Origin of the sequence: Chryseobacterium phosphatilyticum, assembly GCF_002899825.2 — a bacterium.
GTDB lineage: Bacteria > Bacteroidota > Bacteroidia > Flavobacteriales > Weeksellaceae > Chryseobacterium > Chryseobacterium phosphatilyticum.
In genome coordinates this window covers 76,707-97,797 of record NZ_PPED02000002.1, presented here as the reverse complement: position 1 = coordinate 97,797, position 21,091 = coordinate 76,707, and the positions used below count along the sequence as shown (strand labels likewise).

Sequence of the window (21,091 nt, the reverse complement as noted above, 5' to 3'; positions counted from 1 at the left end):
CCTACTTTTTAATTAACCTAGCAATATACTTACCAATGATGTCAAATTCTAAATTTACTTTATCACCAATTTTCAAATGTTTCATATTGGTAAATTCCCATGTATAAGGAATGATAGCAACTGAAAACTGAGTATCTTCACTTTTTGCCACTGTGAGGCTAATCCCGTTTACTGTAATCGATCCCTGAGGTACGGTTACAAAGTTTCCGTCAGTTTCATATTTCATGGTAATGAAGTAGCTTCCATCTTTATTCTCAATCCCCACTACTTCTCCGGTCTTATCGACATGCCCCTGAACGATATGACCATCAAGCCTGCCATCCATCTTCATACAACGTTCAAGATTCACCACCGTTCCCAATTCCCATTTTCCCAGATTGGTTTTTTCTAGCGTTTCATTGATTGCGGTAACGACATATTGATCCTCTTTAATCTCAACAACGGTAAGGCAACATCCGTTATGAGCAAGACTCTGATCAATTTTCAGCTCGTTTGTAAAAGGGCATGTTAAAGTAAAATCTATATTGCTTCCTTTTTCTTCAATCTTTTTAATAACACCAACTGCTTCAATAATTCCTGTGAACATATTATTTTTTGCTAAATTTGTAAATTATAATCTTCAAAGATAATCAAAATGAGCCCAAAAAACCATAAAGTACGAGTAGGAATTTCAATTGGTGATTTCAATGGCATAGGTCCGGAGATCATTATGAAGTCTCTGACAGACAAAACTATTACAGATTTTTTTACCCCTGTAATTTTTGGTTCGGGAAAGCTGTTCACTTATCAGAAAAACATTTTCAAGCTGAACCTTAATTTCAACTATGTGAATGAAGCTTCCCAGGCACAGGCAGGAAAGCTTAATATGGTAAACCTTACCAAAGAAAACGTTAATGTAGAGCTAGGAGTTCCTACAGAAGAATCTACAAAAATGGCGATTGATTCTTTGGAAGCTGCCACGCAGGCTTTAATGAAAGGAGATATTGATGTTCTTGTAACCGCTCCTATCAATAAAGATGAGATGGTAAAAATGGGATTTAAGCACGCCGGGCATACGGGATATTTTGAAGAAAAATTCGATAAAAAAGGCCTGATGTTTCTGGTAACTGAAGATCTTAAAGTAGCCGTTTCCACCCACCACATCCCTATCGCTCAGGTTGCAGAAAATATTTCTAAAGAAAAAATAAAAAAACAGATTAAAGTATTACATCAGACTCTTATTGAAGATTTCTGTGTTCAAAAGCCTAAAATTGCTGTATTAGGATTAAATCCTCACGCAGGAGACGGCGGAGTGATCGGAAATGAAGAAATCGAGATTATTGCTCCTGCAATCAAAGAACTTTCTGACAACGGAATACTCGCATTCGGACCGTTCCCGGCAGACAGTTTCTTCCAACCCTCTAAGTATAAAAACTTTGATGCAGTTCTGGCTATGTATCACGATCAGGGATTAGCACCTTTCAAGACGTTAGCTTATGAGGAGGGCGTGAATTATACCGCAGGTCTTCCTTTTATCAGAACATCTCCGGATCATGGAGTTGCCTATGATATTGCGGGGAAAAATATTGCTGACGAGCAAAGTTTTACAGAAGCCATTTTCACTGCCATCAAAGTTTTCAAGAACAGAATTGAATATAACGATCTGATGAGCAATCGTCTTCAGCCTAGAAAAATGGTTGTAGATAACGGAATAGATGAGGATCTTCCGGATGAAACTGAAGCATAAATCTTTAAAACGAATTTTTAAATTAATTTGTTTTGGATTTTATTTGTTATTATAAAAAAAATGCATATTTTTGCACACTCATTTTATGGACAAGTTAAGAAACTATGACGTAAGCTTTTCCGGACTTAAAAACGGAAAACACGAGTTCAAGTTTGAGATAGATAAAACGTTCTTTCAATTATTTGATACTGAGCAGGAATTTACAAATCCAAGAATAGACGTGATTGCTTCACTTGATAAGCACACGACTTTTTTAGAATTTGAGATTAAAATAAAAGGACTGGTTGAGCTGGTTTGTGACATCACAAACGAAAATTTCGACTACCCTATTGAGAATGAAATTAAAATTCTGGTGAATTTTGGGGAAGAGTATGATGACAGCAATGAAGATGTGATCACCATTCCTACCGGAGATCATGCATTCAATATAGCACATTTGATTTATGAGAATGTAATGCTTTCCATACCGATGAAAAAGATTTCACCGAATGTAAGTGATGAAGATCTTAAAATTCTTGACCAGTTCAGTCCGAAAGAAATTGAGGAAGAAGAAGAAGAAAAAAAAGAACACGAAAGTGACCCAAGGTGGGATGCTTTAAGAAAATTAAAAGACAATAATTAAATAAAATAATTTAAATATGATGAGATGATGAATCTCATCGCTCATCAATTAAAAAAGTTATTACAAAATGGCACATCCTAAAAGAAGACAGTCGTCCACAAGAAGAGATAAGAGAAGAACTCACTACAAAGCTGTAGTTCCTCAACTAGCTAAAGATGCAGCAACTGGTGAACTTCACCTTTACCACAGAGCTCACTGGCATGAAGGAAAACTTTACTACAGAGGTAAAGTAGTATTGGAGAAAGAAGTAGCAACTACTGAAGAAAACTAAGAGAGGGATTTTTTAAAAAAACCTCATTTTAATACAAAAACCGTCCAAAATTGTTAAATTTGGACGGTTTTTTATTGTTTTTTACGTTTTTTTGGTATCTTTGACCCAAAATCAAATATCAAATTTATGGACATTAAAGACATACAAAATCTTATTAAGTTTGTATCTAAAGCTGAAGTATCAGAGGTAAAGTACAAAACTAAAGATTTCGAAATCACTATTAAAACTCCATTAGCTGGAAGCGATGCTGTTTATGCACAACCTGCAGTTTACCACACTGCACCTCAGGCAGTAGCTGCTCCGGCACCTGTTGCTACTCCGGCTGCTGCACCTGCTGAAAAAGCTGAAGCTGCATCTGATGACAGCAAATATGTAACAATCAAGTCTCCAATGATTGGTACTTTCTATAGAAAACCTGCTCCTGATAAGGATTTATTTGTAAATGTAGGTGACGAAGTTTCTGTAGGCAAAGTGGTTTGTGTAATTGAAGCAATGAAGTTATTCAACCAGATAGAATCTGAAATCAGCGGAAAAATTGTTAAAATCTTAGTGGACGATGCTACTCCTGTAGAATACGACCAACCATTATTCTTAGTAGATCCATCTTAATTTAGAAGTTAGATGTTAGACATTAGATGTTAGATTAAATTCTACATTAAAATAACATTATCTAATTTTCAAATTATCTAATTTTCAAATTGAAGAAGATGTTCAAAAAAATATTAATAGCCAATCGTGGCGAAATTGCAATGCGTATTTTACGTACTTGTAAAGAAATGGGGATCAAAACCGTTGCAGTATATTCTACTGCAGACAAAGACAGTCTTCACGTAAGATTTGCTGATGAAGCAGTTTGTATTGGCCCCGCAATGAGCAAAGACTCATATCTTAAAATCCCTAATATTATTGCTGCTGCGGAAATTACCAACGCCGATGCTATTCACCCGGGCTACGGATTCTTATCTGAAAATGCTAATTTTTCAAGAATCTGCCAGAAGAATGGGATCAAATTTATTGGTGCTTCTCCTGAGCAAATCGAAAAAATGGGAGACAAAGCTAATGCCAAGGCTACCATGAAAGCAGCTGGTGTACCTTGTGTACCGGGTTCTGACGGTTTGATCGAATCTTACGAACACGCTGTAAAAGTTGCCGAAGAAACCGGATATCCGGTAATGATCAAAGCAACTGCAGGTGGTGGTGGTAAAGGGATGAGAGCTGTTTGGAAAGCTGAAGACCTTAAAGAACACTGGGAGTCTGCTATTCAGGAAGCTGTAGCAGCCTTCGGAAACGGAGGAATGTATATGGAAAAACTGATTGAAGAGCCTAGACACATTGAAATCCAGGTTGCAGGAGACCAGTTTGGTAAAGCTTGTCACCTTTCTGAAAGAGATTGTTCTGTACAGAGAAGAAATCAGAAATTAACTGAAGAAACCCCTTCTCCTTTCATGACAGACGAACTTCGTGAGAAAATGGGTGATGCTGCTGTAAAAGCTGCCGAATTCATTGGATATGAAGGAGTAGGAACTATAGAATTCCTTGTAGACAAACATAGAAATTTCTATTTCATGGAAATGAATACAAGAATCCAGGTAGAACACCCTATTACTGAACAGGTAATTGATTATGACCTGATCAGAGAACAAATTCTTCTTGCTGCGGGAACTCCTATTTCAGGAATCAACTATTACCCGAAATTACATTCTATTGAGTGTAGAATCAATGCAGAAGATCCTTACGCAGACTTCAGACCATCTCCGGGGAAAATCACAGGATTAAACATTCCTGGTGGGCACGGAATCCGAGTAGATACTCACGTATATTCAGGATATACAATTCCTTCTAACTATGACTCTATGATTGCTAAGCTTATCACTACGGCTCAAACCCGTGAGGAAGCTATTGCAAAAATGAGACGTGCTCTTGAGGAATTCTATATTGAAGGAGTAAAAACTACCATTCCTTTCCACAGACAACTGATGGACAATGAAGATTATCTTGCAGGAAACTACACGACAAAATTCATGGAAGATTTTGTAATGGATAGAAAATATGATAATCACTAAGATTATTTTAAAATAAAAACTTTAAACTGCCTCTTATTGAGGCAGTTTTTTTTAGTTCATCAATTCAAAAATCTTTTACGATTAATATAAAAACTATCGAAAAACTTCATCACCGACCGTTAATAAAGAATCAGAAAACACAATTCTTTTATAAGAAAGATATAATACCTATAACAACCTGTCAATAAAGAAAATATTTGCTGTTACATTTTTATTCAAACTTAAAATTTACTTCAATTACATCAGTTCACCTCATTAGGTTTTGGTTCAATCATCTCATTATTATTGCGTAAATTTGTTGAAAACCAAAATATATGTCAACAGCAGAAACAACAAAAAACTCACAATATTTCATTGATCTTGAAGACAAACATGGAGCACATAACTATCACCCTCTTCCAGTAGTACTGGATCGTGGAGAAGGTGTTTTTGTTTGGGACGTAGAGGGCAAAAAGTATTATGACTTTCTTTCAGCATATTCTGCTGTAAATCAGGGACACTCTCACCCTAAAATCGTAAATGCACTGGTAGAGCAGGCTCAAAAGCTGGCTTTGACTTCAAGAGCATTTTACAATTCCAGATTGGGAGAATATGAACAAAAAATCACTACTCTTTTTGGGTTTGATAAAGTATTACCGATGAACTCCGGAGCTGAAGCTGTGGAAACGGCAGTAAAATTAGCAAGAAAATGGAGCTACGAAATAAAAGGAATTTCAGAAAACGCAGCAAAAATCATTGTTTGTGAAAATAATTTTCACGGAAGGACTACTACCATTGTTTCTTTTTCTAATGATCCTGATGCAAATCAAAACTACGGACCTTTCACGCCAGGGTTTATCAAAATTCCTTACAATGACATCACTGCACTGGAAGAAGTCCTTAACAGAGAAGCTGGTACTATTGCCGCATTTTTAGTAGAGCCTATCCAGGGAGAAGCCGGAGTATATGTACCAGATGAAAATTTCCTTAAAAACGCTTCTGAACTATGTAAAAAGCATAATGTTCTTTTCATTGCAGATGAAGTACAAACAGGTATTGCAAGAACAGGAAGACTGATTGCATGTCACCACGAAGATGTACAACCGGACATTCTGATTCTTGGAAAAGCTCTTTCAGGAGGTATGTATCCCGTATCTGCAGTATTGGCTAATGATAACATCATGAATGTGATAAAGCCGGGACAACATGGTTCTACTTTTGGAGGAAATCCGATAGCATGTGCTGTCGCAGTCGCTGCTCTGGATGTTGTGGCAGATGAAAAATTGTCTGAAAGAGCAGAAGAACTTGGACAGTTATTCAGAAGCGAGATTGAAAAGCTAATGACAAAGACAGACCTTATCACTAAAGTAAGAGGAAAAGGTCTTTTAAATGCTATTTTGATCAATGATAAGCCTGACAGTTCTACTGCATGGAATCTTTGTCTACAACTTAAAGAAAACGGACTATTGGCTAAACCAACGCATGGTAACATCATCAGATTGGCACCACCATTGGTAATCACTGAAGAGCAACTTCTTGATTGTGTAAAAATTATAGAAAAAACGTTCCTGGAATATAAGAATTAACTTCTTCCAAGAACTTTTTCGTAAAATCTAAGATAATTATTGGACATCTCGGTATAACTATACTGTTTTGTCCAATTTTTTATTTCCCGGCTCAATTCTTCCTTATGAGCATTGTACAATGTCATTTTCTCTTTAAATAAATCAGCCATTTCTTTAGGCTCAAAATTATCAAAATAGAATGCTTTATCTCCACCAATTTCAGGTAAGCTGGTATATTGGGAGAGAAAAACAGGTTTTCCAAAAGCCATTGCTTCAATAGGCGGGATACCGAAACCTTCAGCTATAGAAGGGTGACACATTGCATCACAATGTTGAATAACAGCATATTTTTCTTCTTCAGAAAGATTTTTGAGAAAATGAACTCTGTGCTCAAGATTTAATTCTTTAATTCTATCCCGCACTTCATCGGCATAAGGCTGTTTTTCATCAGACGCTATAAGTACGAGGTCATCTTCAATATAAGGCAGCATTTCAACGAGTGTCAACTGATTCTTTTTATTGAAAAGCACCCCGATATTAAGGATATATTTTTTGTTTTTAAGAAAACTGTATTTTCCTAAAAGATACTCTCTGTTTTCAGGAAGATGAATACCATTATGAATTACTACAATATCTTTAAGCTTATTAAGGGTAAAAAGGTCTTTATTCTGGATTAAATTCTGCTTCGCATACTCTGAAATACAAACAATATAATCCGCATTTTTAACATTATTTTTTACTTTGCCGAGCATTCTCCTTTTTTTGGACTCGGTAAGATTTTCATGTAAAAAATTCAGATCGTGAAGGGTTACAACTTTGATGGTATTCTTGTAATTTCTATGAAAATAGGAAGATAGCTGATGGCTTACATGAATAAGATCAAATTCGCCGCTAAAACGTTCAAAAAAACGGTGTGTTTTACTCCAGAAAACACATTTTGCTGTAGATCCAAACTTTTCAAGCTGTTCTTTATCCCCAAAAAATGATATTTCAAACTTAGAATTATTCTCTTGCAAGCCTTTGGCCAGATTTCGAAATACATTTGCAATTCCTGAGTTGGGGTATCTGAGACGTTCAAGATCAATTAAGATTTTTGCCATATAATAATAACGGAAAATTTTTAAGAAAATTTGTTTTTAAAGAAAACGATTTCTTTTTCTAGACTGTGGTTGTTTTTAATGAACTCATGAGCTTTTTGTCTTTGGCTATCATAAAATTCGTCATTTTTCAAAAGAACTTCCATATATTCAGCAAACTCTTTTGCATCATCTGTCACTAAGCAACCATTGTCATTTTTCTGCGAAAGGCCATCTACTCCACGAGTATTGGTCACAACAGGTAAATTATTACTTAAAGACTCCAGGACTTTAATTTTAACCCCTGTTCCACTCAACATTGGGCATATTGTTATTCTTGCATTATCGTAAAACTCCTGCAAATCATCAACCATGCCATGTACAATCACATTAGGATATTGTTTTTTAATCTCCTTTCCTACTTTTCCAATAATATGAATTTTGATATTCTCTTTTAAATATGGTAAAACTTTTTCTAAAAACCAATTAATACTATTAATATTATGCTGATTATTACTAGCAACATAGACTACATCATAGGTATAATCTTGTTTCAAAGAACGTAATGGTTTTTGGGGAAAGGATATTGGAATATGAATAATTTTACTATCTGTAAACTGCTCAAAAATATATCTTTCTTCTACAGAAAAAGTCCAGATTTCATCAAACTTTCTCATTGCTTTTACTTCAGACTGGAATAGCTTTCCAATTCTGTTGATTTTATTTCTTGATTGTGCGGTAATAAAATCATGAGAATCTAATATCAGATAACTTTTGTATCCCAACTTGTCTATCAGACTACTCCAGGAAGCATAGCTGATAATAATTTTATCATACTTCTTGGCATTAAGGATTTGAGTTACTTTTTTATTTAAAAACGGATTTGAGATATCAATAGTAATCCCTCTCAAAAGTTTGGGTAGAAAGTTAGGGATTTTATAAAAAAGAATAGATTTTATCGGGTGTTTTTTCTTATCAATTTTTCTGTTTGTCAGAATTAAATTAATATTTGGGTAGAGGTCATGAAAAGCCTTTGTGGAAGTGGGTGTCCATGTCCCCCAATCACTGATGGATAAGAAATCAACTTCGTTATATTCAGAAGAATCATTCAAAAATTCTAACATCTGCATGCACCTGGTGATATTACCTGCCTTCCCTTCTGTGGGACAGTCAGGCATAAAGTACAAAATCTTCTTTTTCAAGTTTTTATTGTTTAGTGTAAATTATTTAATCTTTTACCGGATATCAGCAACTTCCTCTGTCTTTTTAAATTTTTCTACAGGATGGTATATAAAATAAAAAAAAACTTTCATCAAATATTATTTTCTAATTCTTTTTTTAGTCATTCAAAATCTGATCCAATACAGCAAAAAACAACTCCGATTTTGACTATTTTTCCCTCAGAACAACGAAAATATTCTCTGTTATATACTATTGCTAATAGCGAGTAATAGGAGATGCAATATTAATAATTTTAATTTAATACTTATTTTACTGATCTTCAACAACATATTTTTATTCAAATTAACGAATCGGGTTAGTTTTTGTTCCCTACTATTCTTGCAAAGTTCAGATAAAAATCAATTTTTATCATTCTTATATATAAAAAACTCCTGATGCCGTCTTGATAACATCAGGAGTTTTGTAGAAATATAGGAAGCTTTTTTATTTTGCCAGATAAAGATCCAATTTCGGTTTACTGAGTTGAAACTCTCTGTATTTAAACACACCATTCTTATAGCCTACAACAGCACCGAAATTGATCGCATCACTCGTTGTTGTCATCGGGAATACACTGGATCTGTATACGTTCTTTTCTACCATAGCTTTTGGAAATGTTTTAAAATTGATTCCGTCTTTGGAAACAGCCAGATAAAGGGCTTCTGAAGTAAATTTTCTTACATCACCTGCAGCAATACATAAGAAATAATATCCGTCTACATAAGCTGCCTGAATATGCCACGGTGCATATACAGGATCAATATCCGTCCATGGTTTATTCATGAAGTTAACCACCTTACTCTTTTTAAAGTTCGAAAAATCTAATCCGTCATCCGAAGTTCTCCTGATGATATAAGATGCATCGTTACCCGGGAAATTAGGGCTTATATTATTTTCTACCTCGTAGCTCACATAGTTTTTTCCGGTATAGACAAAGCTGGGAGAAAGAATATGATTATTATTGGGCGAATGGGGTGCATTGCTTGTATAGGCTACTTCCATAGGTGTCCAGGAAATACCATCAGTAGAAGTTTGTCTCACAATGGCTCTTTGTGGGGTCTTTGCAAGCTTTTTCAGGTTATTTTGGCTTTTGGCACCTCTGGCTTTTAACGCTTTAGCTTTCATAAAACTTCCCCTGAAGTATAATAAAAATTTCCCGTTTTCATACATCCAGTCTACATCAGACCAAAAACCTTGTGGCTTTTCATTGGGACTTTCAGGAATACTTTCAGTTCTGGTGGGTGCTCTTTGAATAGGATTTGAAATTCCATTCGGGGGTCTCCAGGTGAGCCCGTCATTAGAAACAACAATGGTTGGATTTTCATATCGGTTTGAATCTGCATTTGCCCCAACTGCTCCGTTATAAGGAGTGAAAACCATCCAATATTTATAGCCGTTAAATCCACCGGGAAAATATTGTACATCCGGATGACAGTATCCGAAATTGGGTGCACTGATGTCTTTTATAAATTTGGGATTATTTTGTCCCGGATAATTTCCGTTAGCTAGTACCGCAATATTAATCGTTCCGATATCTGTCAGGTAATCTGTGGGACCTGTATAATGTTTATTATCATTGGGAACGGGATTTTCGTTTTCAGCAAATAAACTCTCCTCTTGTCTTGAGCAAGAGAACGAAAAAAAGGCAAGCATAAGCAAAAAGAGAGCCGGCTTACTTATATGATTTGACATCCTTAGTGTAATGTATTATTGATTATTCTCGTATTCAAATTTTACAATATCATTTTGAAGAAAGCCAATTCCAAGCTGCGCATCAACTAAAACCATCAATTTTTGATTACAGCATATTTTTGAATCTCTTAGATTACAACAGGTCAAATTATCAAAAATGTAATATTTTCCAGTAGATCTTTCACCATTCATCAACATATATATGTAAATTTTTTGCGAATGTACTCAAAATACTATTTCAAAACGCTAATTAATATTAAAATTTTATTAATTTCGGGAATAAATCATTTCTCCATTTCTTACTCATTTCTAGCAATTTAGAAGTACGATTCAGTATTTAACTCCATTTTCAAGCATCAGAATATTTCCCAAAAAAAGGAGTTATAAATAATGATTTTAAATTAAAACCGTCCCAACTTTGACGATGAGACGGGGCTTTTATTCAGTATTAAAAGTCTATCCTGTGATGACTTTATTGTAGATTTCAATATGTTCTTTAGCACATTTTTCCCATGAAAACTGTTGAGACCTCTCTAATCCTTTTTGAGCATATTGCTTGCGAAGCTCTTCATCAAAATACAAATCTTTCATCGTTTTTACCAAGCTTTTTTCATCTTCCGGATCCAGAGTAATCCCCGCCTCCCCTACAACTTCAGGTAAAGAAGAGGTATTGGAAGTAACAGTGGCCAATCCACATTGCATAGCCTCCAATGGTGGCAATCCGAAGCCCTCATATAAAGACATATAATAAAAAGAATGGGCATTGCTATACAGACTTGCCAACTCTTCATCAGCAACCCTTCCTGTAATAATAATTTTATCTTTTAGTTCTTCCGCACTTTCGTATTCCTGGAATATTTTATTGTAATCCCATCCTGCGGAACCTACCAGAACAAGACTTAGATCATTCACATCATTTTCTTTAATCATTGTTAAAAATGAACGGATAATATGATCTACATTTTTCCGGGGTTCAAGCGTCCCCACACACAGGAAGTATTTTTCCGGAATCTTATATTTTGACTGAATCGTTTTGAATTTCTCAGAATCCCTGCAAACATAAAAGATTTCCGGAGATGCGGCCAATAAACATACAAATACCCTGTCCGGACTTATTTGAGGAGCATAGGCAAGCAAATCCTTCTTCGTATTTTCTGATACACAAATAACATAGCCGTTATCTCCCACACTCTGAATAATCTTTTCAATAAATTCCGAAGTAAAATGCAGTTCCGGAAACAGGATCGGAATCAGATCATGGATGGTAACGATAGTCTTTAAATTCGGATACTTCTTTACTCTGTCATTAATCGGATAATAAAAAGAATGAAAAACCTGCGAAGATCTGATCATCTTTTCATCATATCTATTTTTGAAATTAAAAATTTCCAGTTTTTTGTAGAGTTTTTTAAACAGTTTTTCTTTTCTGAGAGGTAAGAATTTTCTTCTTACTCTTTGGTTTACTCCCTTAATCTGTATTGAATTATCGTCAAAGAACTGATCAACTTCCGTCGTAGTGGTTTCCAGATTGAGTAAGCTGAAATGAGAATAATGAAGCTCTATTTCTTTACTATTTCCCAATTTCTTAAAGAGTTCAAATGCCACCCGGAAAATACCTGTTCTGTTATCCTTATAAAAATCGGCAATGATATCAGCGTCTAAAATTACTTTCGTCTTCATATAATAATTCAAAATATTATGTCGTGGGATTCCTTTTTTATAATTCTACTCTTTTCTGATACCATTTCAAATCTCTGTTCCAGTTGGACTGCAATACAATCCCCATATAATTCTCTTTAATGGTTTCCCTGGTATGTCCTTCTTTTACAAAATCATGAAATTGCTTTTTATAATGGAATACTTTAAACAGGGGTTCTTTAGGCAAAATAGGAATGACATTTGATTTCAGAAGCCATTCTCCATACCAGGTAAATTCACTTGGATACTCCTTGATCAGATCCACATAATCAATATGGTTGGCATCCAGATAATTTTCCTGAAAAGACTTCCATACTTTATTGGACCAAATCGTAGGTGAAGGCCCATAATCATAACATATACCTTCACGGCCCAATTGCTTCATTACTCTTCTGCTTATGTTTTCAAAATACCCTTTAGGATCGTCATTTTTAAAATGCTTACGATTGATACTCAACCACGAAAACAACTCTTTCTGCTGGTGAATGATCGTAAACGGAACCTCTCCCTGAATAAAATCAGAGATATAAAAATCCTTGATAAAGTAAGAATCCGAATCTAAACAGATGTAATTCTCCGTGATATTAATCCTATGAAGTTGTGATTTTATAATTTGCTGGTATTGCCATGGATTAGACTTTGACATATCACACTGAATAATATCACTGTCTTTAATCACTTCAAAGTCTGTCGGGATGTTTGTCTTAAAATAATCAAAATCACTATCATTAACAGAAATCAGTACTTTGATTCCATCTTTATTATATTTAACGATAGAATCCAGTAATCTTTTACACTGGTTAAAATCAGGTTTATATGTCTTAATAAAAAGAAGGATTTTTTCCATATTTTTTAATAAAATAGATTGTATCAAGTCGGTAATTATCTCTGATTCAATTTCAATAAAACAAATAATTTTATGAAAGATTCATCATTATATGCTTTACTTAACTTATTTTCTACTCCTCATTTGAGTTCTTAATCAAAATATTGTCCCAGAACAGAAAGCATATTTCCAACCGACACAAAAGTAGAGATTAAGTTTAGAAAAGCCAACAGCAAGTTACAAATGATTGTACCTTTCATAAATAATAGAAAAGGGATTATAAAAAAAAACAAATGTTTTTTTTTATAATCCCTTTTAAAATTACTATTTATACCTAATCACCAGTGCAGCAATTACACCAGCTTAATAGAATCGTCTGAGTAAAAAAAATAATCCCCATCATAAATCACCTCGTAACCACATAATTTTAAGTAAATTTGCACAAAATTTAAATTGAAAATGGAGAAAGTAAGAGTACGTTTTGCTCCAAGTCCTACGGGACCTTTACACTTGGGAGGCGTAAGAACCGCATTATATGATTATCTTTTTGCTAAAAACCAGGGTGGTGAATTTGTATTGAGAATTGAAGATACAGATACCGCAAGATACGTAGAAGGAGCTGAAGAATATATTGAAGAAGCTTTAGAATGGTGCGGAATCATCCCTGATGAAAGTCCTAAGAAAGGAGGGAAATTTGCCCCTTACAGACAATCTGAAAGAAGAGATATCTACGACCGATATACAGAACAAATCTTAAAAACAGACTATGCTTACCTGGCCTTTGATACTCCTGAAGAGTTGGATGCCATGCGTGCAGAATTTGAAGCAAAAGGAGATGTTTTCTCTTATGACAATAAAACAAGAAACCGTTTAAGAAATAGTCTTGCTCTTTCTGAGGAAGAAGTTCAGAAATTATTGGCTGAAAAAACGCCATACGTGGTAAGATTTAAAATGCCTGTTGACAGAATTTTAAATCTTGAAGACATTATCCGTGGAAAATCATCTGTTAACACCAATACTTTAGATGACAAAGTTTTGGTAAAAAATGACGGGATGCCAACCTATCACTTTGCGAACATCATTGATGACCACGAAATGGAAATTTCTCACGTAATCCGTGGTGAAGAATGGTTACCTTCTTTAGGACTTCATACTTTATTATATGAAGCAATGGGTTGGGAAGCTCCTCAATTTGCACACCTTTCATTAATTTTAAAACCGGAAGGAAAAGGAAAACTAAGCAAAAGAGACGGTGATAAATTCGGATTCCCGGTATTCCCTCTTGATTTCAAAGATCCGGAAACAGGTATTGTTTCTAAAGGATACAGAGAAAACGGGTATCTTCCTGAAGCCTTCATTAATATGGTCGCTTTATTAGGATGGTCTCCTGCAGATGATAAAGAGATTCTACCTTTAGAAGAAATGATTAAAGAATTTGATCTTCATAAAGTACACAAGGCAGGGGCAAGGTTCAGTAAAGAAAAATCAGAATGGTTCAACCATCAGTATATTCAGATGAAGTCTGATGAAGAGCTTTTACAAATCCTGAAAAATACTGAACTTGATCTTTCTGCTGCATCTGATGAAAAGCTATTAAAAGTGATCCACTTAATGAAAGAAAGAGCTACTTTCCCGAAAGACATCTATGAAAATGGAAAATTTTTCTTCGAGGCACCGACAGCCTATGACGAAAAAGCATCCAAAAAAGCATGGAATGACGAAACTTCTGTCATTTTAGGTGAACTGGCTTCAACATTTGAATCTACAGATTTCGATGCTGAAACATTAAAGCAAACCATGCATGACTTCGCAGAAAGCAAAGGATTAGGAATGGGAAAAGTCATGATGCCATTACGCTTATCTTTGGTGGGAGAATTGAAAGGACCCGATGTTCCGGACATCCTGGAAATCATTGGAAAAGAAGAAAGTATCGCCAGAATAAGCAATGCTATAAATAATTTTAAATAAAATTACCATAATTTTTCATACATTTGAAAGATTTAATTTACTTCAAGAAATGGAATATTTAAGTTTCGAACTTCCTATCAAAGAATTGATGGATCAATACCAGACCTGTTCTTTAGTAGGAGAAGAAAGTGGTGTTGATGTAAAATTAGCATGCAGCCAGATTGAGGATAAGATTTTAGAGAAGAAAAAAGAGATCTATGGAAATCTTACACCTTGGCAAAGAGTACAACTGTCCCGTCACCCGGACCGCCCTTACACATTGGACTACATCCATGGAATGGCAGACAAAGGCAGTTTCTTAGAACTTCATGGAGACAGAAATTTCGCTGATGACCCGGCAATGATTGGAGGATTGATTACCCTGGATGGTCAAAGAGTAATGATCATAGGGACTCAAAAAGGAAGAACAACGAAAGACAGACAGTACAGAAGATTCGGGATGCCAAATCCTGAAGGATACAGAAAAGCTTTACGATTAATGAAGCTTGCTGAGAAATTCAATATCCCTGTAGTAACTTTAGTAGATACACCGGGAGCTTATCCGGGATTAGAAGCTGAAGAAAGAGGGCAAGGTGAAGCTATTGCAAGAAATATTTTTGAAATGGTTCAGCTGAAAACGCCTATCTTCACTTACATTATTGGAGAAGGAGCCAGTGGTGGAGCATTAGGAATCGGTGTTGGAAATAAAGTATATATGTTGGAAAACACATGGTATACGGTAATCGCACCTGAAAGCTGTTCTTCCATATTATGGAGAAACTGGGATCACAAAGAGGATGCAGCCAATGCCCTGAACCTTACTCCACAAGATGCTTTAAGAGAAAAGTTTATCGACGGAATCGTTGAAGAACCTCTGGGAGGAGCTCATTATGACACGGAGACTACTTATTTAAACTTAAAGAATTCTATTCTTCAAAATATCAAAGCCTTCTCCAAATTTACAGGACAGGAGCTTGAAACCCAAAGACAAGACAAATTTATTGCGATGGGGCAATTTAAAGGATAAAAAAATAAAAAGGTTAAGAATTTTTCTTAACCTTTTTTCTTTAGTTTTCTTCTATTCTAATCAGCAACATTAAGAGCAATCTCAATATCCTGACTAATTTTCTTTAACGAAGAATATTTTGCATCACATACCATAGTTGTCAACACATACTCTCCTTTATCTATTAAAATGAAGTTCTCCCCTTTTGCAGGAACACTTAAATTATAATACTTCTTCCCACTTATTTTTACAATCAGATTACAAGCTGATCTGTTTTTAATATTGATATAAGCTTCATTTTTATTCATATCATTATTAAAAATATGGGTCAGCATCGCCGCAGTCTTTTTATTTGCTTCACTGGGTTCTGATTTAGAAACGCCGGCACTTTTTACAGATCCTGCAGAAGCATACCCTGATCTGGCCTCTTCTTTAAGTGCATTGATGGCATCATTTATTTTATCCGTATTCTTTGCAGTATTGGCAGCAGCAGTTTTATTTGCAGCTACTACTTTACCACTATTCAATTCATTATTTTTAACAATGTTTTCAATTTTCTCTTTACTGATAGGCTTAATGGTAGGTTTAGCTTCCGGAGAATTATCTGCCATAATCATATCAATCAGCTTTCTTTTAAAATAGTCTGTTTTTGCATGACCGGGATTTTGTTTTAGAAATCCGGCAATCACTCTTGCCTCTTTTGAAGATTCTGCATCCTGTTCCGTATAAATAATAATTGTTTCTTTTTCTACAACAGCTTTAGATTTTGATTTTTTCTTTTTTTGAGAAAAACCAAGCGAAAAAATGCATATAAAAAGAAGAAGGAAGATTTTTTTCATTAATCAAATCTTTAAAATACTATTAAATATATTAATAACGTGAAAAGTCATTTTTTAGTTTATCATTAAAATCATTATCTTTGCACTGCTCTAAATTAAAGCTAAAAATTAATACTAATCTTAAATAAAAAAATAATAGATATTATGTCTTATACACCAGCTGCTGCAGACGTAGCAAAATTGAGAAACCAAACAGGTGCAGGTATGATGGACTGCAAAAAAGCCCTAGTTGAAGCTGAAGGAGACTTCGAAAAAGCGGTAGATATCCTTAGAAAAAAAGGACAAAAAGTTGCTGCTAACAGAGCTGACAGAGAATCTGCTGAAGGAGCAGTAATCGCAAGAGTAAACGAAGACAACACTTTAGGTGTAGTAATCTCTCTAAACTGCGAAACTGACTTCGTTGCTAAAAATGAAGCTTTCATCGAGCTAGCTTACGAATTAGCTGAAATGGCAATTTTTGCTGCTACTAAAGAAGAGCTTTTGGCTACAGATTTCCACGGACTTACTGTTGCTGAAAAATTAGTTGAGCAAACAGGAGTTATCGGTGAAAAAATCGAAATCGGTTCTTTCGAAAGAATCCAGGGAGATTTCTTAGGAGCTTATATCCACGCTGGAAACAAAATTGCTGCAATCACTTCTCTTTCTGCTAAAGTAGACGGAGCTGACGAAGCTGCTAAAGCTGTTTCTATGCAGGTTGCTGCTATGAACCCAATCGCTTTGGATGAAACAAGAGTTTCTCAGGAGACAATCGATAAAGAATTAGAGATCGAAAGACACAAACTTACTGAAGAAGGTAAGCCTGCAAACATTATCGACAATATCCTTAAAGGAAAAATGCAGAGATTCTACAAAGACAACACTTTGGTACACCAGGATTTCATTAAAGAACCAAGTATCTCAGTTGCTGACTACGTAAAATCTGTAAACGCAGACTTAAAAGTAACAGGATTTGTAAGAGTAAGCTTAGCTTAATCAATCTTTCAAAAAAATATTGGATCCCGATGAATTTCATCGGGATTTTTTTATTAATCACATGAGTGAACATGAACACAATATGAAGTTAATCTTAAATATTAAATAAATAAACCAAAAACCATATTTTAAAGTTTTTTTTCATGCAAAAATCAGATTATTAATACTTATTTTTGCGGCCCTTATAATAAAGCATGAAAAAATTTCTACTAACTATTTGTACTTTTATTTGTTTATTTGCTAATGCACAATTGGACACAGAGCATTGGTTTGCTCCGATGTCAGCAAGTTCACTTCAAGGAAACAATCCACCGCAATGCTATTTATATTTATCAACCAACGAGATTTCTCCGTTTTCTGTACAAGTTTCTAATAACAATACAGTATTTTCTACGGTACAGGTAAGCAAAGGTAATCCTGTTCAGCTTGCTATTCCGAGCAATTATATGATTGCATCCACCCCAAACAATCTGTTTACCCAAAACACGATGGGACTTCATGTTAAGGGATCGAAAAAATTCTTTGCCAACTTCAGGTTTTCAGTTCCCCAACAAGCAGAAATCATTACCTCAAAAGGAATGGCTGGGGTTGGAAAAACCTTCTTTATCGGAACCGCTCCTACTACTTCACCAAAAGAATATGTAAATTCTACAGTAGGAGTAACGGCTACGGAAGACAATACCACAGTAACAGTATCCGGATATAACCCTAGTATTATTTTCGCTGATGGAAGTGTCATGTCTGACAGAACTTTTACGATCAACAAAGGAAAATCTTATATCCTTGATGTTAATAGTGACATGGGAGGAATAAATAACAGAAGAGGATTGCTGGGCGCAAAGCTTGTTGCCAATAAACCGGTATCTGTTACTAACGGAAACTTCAATGGACTATATACCACTCAAAACAGCACCAATGTGGATATATTGATGGATCAGGCTGTTCCTACGGAAAGACTTGGAAAAGATTTTGTGATGGTAAAAGGAAATGGACCCAGCACTGTAGGAATGGAAAAAGCCTTAATTATTGCGACAGAAAATGGCACAACCCTTACCGTTAATGGAAATTCCATAGCCGGTGTCAGTCTTAACGCAGGAGATTATCGTTTGATTGAAGCTACAAGCTATGTAAATCAAGGAAATGGAAACTACAACATGAGTATTTCCTCAAATAAAAACATCTATGTCTATCAGCTTCTTGCCGGAGCTTCCGGAAGTACAGTATATCAGACAGGAGGAATGAACTTCATCCCCCCATTAAGTTGCTTTCTACCCAAAGAGATTGATGAAATAGGATATATCAATCGTATTGGTGGTGATAGTTATAATACTAAGCTTAACATTATTACTCAAACCGGCGCCACAGTAACAGTAAATGGAAATACTATTACCGGATTTGCCCCTATAAACGGAAATCCCAACTGGGTTACTTATTCAATGCCCAATGTAACAGGAAATGTTACAGTATCTTCTACAAAGCCTGTTACAGCAGGAATTGCAGCAGGAAACGGAGCAGTAGGATACGGAGGATACTTTGCCGGTTTTTCTTCTATTCCGGTCATTTCTAAAACAGGTGATTGTTATAACGGAGTACTTCTTGAAGTAGATTCAGGACATGACGGCTATCAATGGTATTTTAACGGGGCACAAATTCCGGGCGCCACAACACCTTCTGTTAATCCTGATCTGTATGGAACGGGAGTTTATACTTGCTATATAACTAAAAACAACTGTGAATCAAGGTTCACTGCAGAATATGATTACACCAAATGCCCCCCTGTTACAACCACAACTTATGAGATAGGATCATGTAATACGAAAATAATTACTCCTGTATTTACCAATTCTACCCAACCGGCTGTTCCCGCAAACACCACTATTATTGTGCAACCTACCAATGGAAGTGTCGCTATCAACCCTACAACTGGTCAAATTACCTACAGTCCCAATGCAGGAATAACAGCAAATTCTACTGATACATTCACCTATTATATTCAGGGAAATGGAAATCCTGCTGCTTTTGAATATTTTAAAATTATAGTTAATACACACTTTCTTCAAACAACCAATGCAACAATATCTTCTTGTGCTGCAGCCAACGGAAACGGAACATTCAATCTGACGACAGTAAATGTTACTCCGGATACTACAGCTACAATTACCTATTTTACTAATGCTAACTTAACGGGGCCAATTGCGATACCAGCATCTTACTCAGGCCCTGCAGGAACGGTATATGCTAACGTAACTTCTATATATGGATGTTCTCTGGTTGCCGCTATTACATTAAATACATTTCCTTCTCCAAATATCAACACCAATAATTATAATGCTAATATTTGTGATGATCATTTTGAAGGTCTTATCAATGTCAACTTTGCTAATGTAACTCCGCAGATTGTAAACAACTTTGCCAATTTCACTGTACAATATTACCTTAATCAGGCTGATGCCAATGCCGGAAATAGCAATACGCTTCCCACCAACTGGACATTTACAACCAATACAACAGTATATGTCCGGGTATCTTCTACAACCGGAGGATGTCCTCCTGCTTTTGGACAAATCAACTTCACGATTGGTAATAAAGTATCATTGATCACCAGTTCAGCACAAACAGATGCCTGTGATGATGATCTGAATGGCTCGGAAACAGTAAATCTTAATGATTACAAAGCTTTATTTACAACAGACCCAAGTGTTATTTTATCATTTTATACTTCACTTGCCAATGCACAAACGGGAATCAATCCAGTTCCTGCCTCACAAATTCTTACCTCTACAGGTATTTTTTACATAAGGTTTCAAAGCAGCACGGCATGTCCCGGTACAGGAAATTTAACGCTTACTTTAAAATCTCCAAAAAAATCAACGACATTATATGATCAGATTATCTGTTCCAATGAAAAAATATTATTGGATGCAGGGCCCGGATTCTCATCGTATGCATGGAGCAACGGAGCAACCACCCAAACTATCTCTGCTAACGCTGGAAACTATTATGTAGATCTGGGGTTTAATGGCTGTATATATCGTCAATATGTAAATATAACAACAGCGCAGTCACCTACTATTACAAAAATTGATGTTACAGGAACTACAGCAACCGTTTTTGTGACCGGAGGAACACCTCCTTACAAGTATTCATTAAATGGTTTTGATTATCAGACATCTAATGTATTTACGGGATTATCAAGAGGTATACATACCGTGTACGTGCTAGGCTCAGACGGGTGCCGTCATGTCACCAAAGAGTTTTTGATCATTAACCTTATCAATACTATTACTCCTAATGGTGATGGTATTAATGATATTTTAAATTATTCCGAATTAAGAATAAAACAAAATGTCACTATTGAAGTAGCAGACCGATATGGATCATCTGTCTATAAATCTACCGACAAAAGCTATATTTGGGATGGAAAATCAAATGGCAGAAACCTTCCTACCGGAACCTATTGGTATGTTATCAAATGGACAGAACCCGACACTCAATTACCAGTTTCGTATTCAGGGTGGCTTTTAATTAAAAATAGAGAATAATTTTTAACTTTTATTTACAGTTTATTAAACATATTTCAATTTTTAT

17 protein-coding genes are annotated in these 21,091 nt (G+C 35.3%); 10 read left to right on the top strand and 7 right to left on the bottom strand.

The genetic code is table 11. From position 1 onward, the window contains the following. Position 1 precedes the first annotated feature (1 nt). Positions 2 to 586, bottom strand: coding sequence for a riboflavin synthase (locus tag C1631_RS07615; protein WP_103247188.1), 585 nt, complete (start codon positions 584 to 586; stop codon positions 2 to 4). 48 nt (positions 587 to 634) lie between these two features. Here C1631_RS07615 and pdxA point away from each other — a divergent pair, with 48 nt between their 5' ends. From pdxA to rocD, 6 genes are all read left to right on the top strand, one after another. Continuing rightward, positions 635 to 1,726: a 4-hydroxythreonine-4-phosphate dehydrogenase PdxA gene (gene pdxA, locus C1631_RS07610; RefSeq protein WP_103247187.1), complete on the top strand. Its 1,092-nt coding sequence runs from the start codon at positions 635 to 637 to the stop codon at positions 1,724 to 1,726. An 85-nt stretch (positions 1,727 to 1,811) separates the two neighbouring features. Further along, entirely contained in the window at positions 1,812 to 2,348 is a 537-nt protein-coding gene (locus C1631_RS07605; RefSeq protein WP_103247186.1) for a YceD family protein, read from the top strand. Positions 2,349 to 2,415: 67 nt separating this feature from the next. Next, a complete protein-coding gene (gene rpmF / locus C1631_RS07600) occupies positions 2,416 to 2,619 on the top strand; it encodes a 50S ribosomal protein L32 (protein WP_039365059.1) in 204 nt (67 codons plus the stop codon). Positions 2,620 to 2,745: 126 nt separating this feature from the next. After that, a complete protein-coding gene (gene accB, locus C1631_RS07595; protein ID WP_109711545.1) occupies positions 2,746 to 3,228 on the top strand; it encodes an acetyl-CoA carboxylase biotin carboxyl carrier protein in 483 nt (160 codons plus the stop codon). Positions 3,229 to 3,326: 98 nt separating this feature from the next. Continuing rightward, a complete protein-coding gene (gene accC, locus C1631_RS07590) occupies positions 3,327 to 4,682 on the top strand; it encodes an acetyl-CoA carboxylase biotin carboxylase subunit (RefSeq protein ID WP_103247185.1) in 1,356 nt (451 codons plus the stop codon). Between the two features lie 314 nt (positions 4,683 to 4,996). Continuing rightward, entirely contained in the window at positions 4,997 to 6,247 is a 1,251-nt protein-coding gene (gene rocD, locus C1631_RS07585) for an ornithine--oxo-acid transaminase (protein ID WP_103247184.1), read from the top strand. On the opposite strand, the gene C1631_RS07580 is transcribed toward rocD, so the two are convergent. From C1631_RS07580 to C1631_RS07555, 5 genes are all read right to left on the bottom strand, one after another. Beyond that, positions 6,244 to 7,326 carry a glycosyltransferase family 4 protein gene (locus tag C1631_RS07580; protein WP_103247183.1) on the bottom strand — a complete coding sequence of 361 codons (1,083 nt, stop codon included), beginning with the start codon at positions 7,324 to 7,326 and terminating at the stop codon, positions 6,244 to 6,246. The two genes, rocD and C1631_RS07580, sit on opposite strands and share 4 nt — an antisense overlap. A 20-nt stretch (positions 7,327 to 7,346) precedes the next feature. Next, positions 7,347 to 8,504: a glycosyltransferase gene (locus C1631_RS07575; RefSeq protein ID WP_109711543.1), complete on the bottom strand. Its 1,158-nt coding sequence runs from the start codon at positions 8,502 to 8,504 to the stop codon at positions 7,347 to 7,349. Positions 8,505 to 8,967: 463 nt separating this feature from the next. Then, the gene (locus tag C1631_RS07570) at positions 8,968 to 10,215 is read right to left on the bottom strand and encodes a hypothetical protein (RefSeq protein WP_228441121.1); all 1,248 of its coding nucleotides are present in this window, start codon (positions 10,213 to 10,215) and stop codon (positions 8,968 to 8,970) included. Positions 10,216 to 10,671: 456 nt separating this feature from the next. Then, positions 10,672 to 11,895: a glycosyltransferase family 4 protein gene (locus C1631_RS07560; protein WP_103247179.1), complete on the bottom strand. Its 1,224-nt coding sequence runs from the start codon at positions 11,893 to 11,895 to the stop codon at positions 10,672 to 10,674. A 37-nt stretch (positions 11,896 to 11,932) separates the two neighbouring features. Then, a complete protein-coding gene (locus C1631_RS07555) occupies positions 11,933 to 12,760 on the bottom strand; it encodes a DUF6492 family protein (protein ID WP_103247178.1) in 828 nt (275 codons plus the stop codon). 438 nt (positions 12,761 to 13,198) lie between these two features. Between C1631_RS07555 and gltX the strand changes: the two genes are divergently transcribed. Further along, complete coding sequence (gene gltX / locus C1631_RS07550; RefSeq protein WP_109711541.1) at positions 13,199 to 14,707, top strand: glutamate--tRNA ligase; 1,509 nt, start codon at positions 13,199 to 13,201, stop codon at positions 14,705 to 14,707. Positions 14,708 to 14,756: 49 nt separating this feature from the next. Further along, positions 14,757 to 15,713, top strand: coding sequence for an acetyl-CoA carboxylase carboxyltransferase subunit alpha (locus tag C1631_RS07545; protein ID WP_103247176.1), 957 nt, complete (start codon positions 14,757 to 14,759; stop codon positions 15,711 to 15,713). A gap of 56 nt (positions 15,714 to 15,769) precedes the next feature. Here the strand turns inward: C1631_RS07545 and C1631_RS07540 are convergent, their stop codons facing one another. Next, on the bottom strand, positions 15,770 to 16,531 hold the full coding sequence (locus C1631_RS07540) for a DUF6759 domain-containing protein (RefSeq protein ID WP_109711539.1): 762 nt from the start codon (positions 16,529 to 16,531) through the stop codon (positions 15,770 to 15,772). 144 nt (positions 16,532 to 16,675) lie between these two features. Between C1631_RS07540 and tsf the strand changes: the two genes are divergently transcribed. Together tsf and C1631_RS07530 are read left to right on the top strand one after the other, a co-directional pair. Then, positions 16,676 to 17,503: a translation elongation factor Ts gene (gene tsf / locus C1631_RS07535; protein ID WP_103247161.1), complete on the top strand. Its 828-nt coding sequence runs from the start codon at positions 16,676 to 16,678 to the stop codon at positions 17,501 to 17,503. 194 nt (positions 17,504 to 17,697) lie between these two features. Then, positions 17,698 to 21,045 (top strand): FIDD domain-containing protein, encoded by a 3,348-nt coding sequence (locus tag C1631_RS07530; RefSeq protein ID WP_109711537.1) that lies wholly within the window; start codon positions 17,698 to 17,700, stop codon positions 21,043 to 21,045. The last annotated feature ends 46 nt before the right edge of the window (positions 21,046 to 21,091 follow it).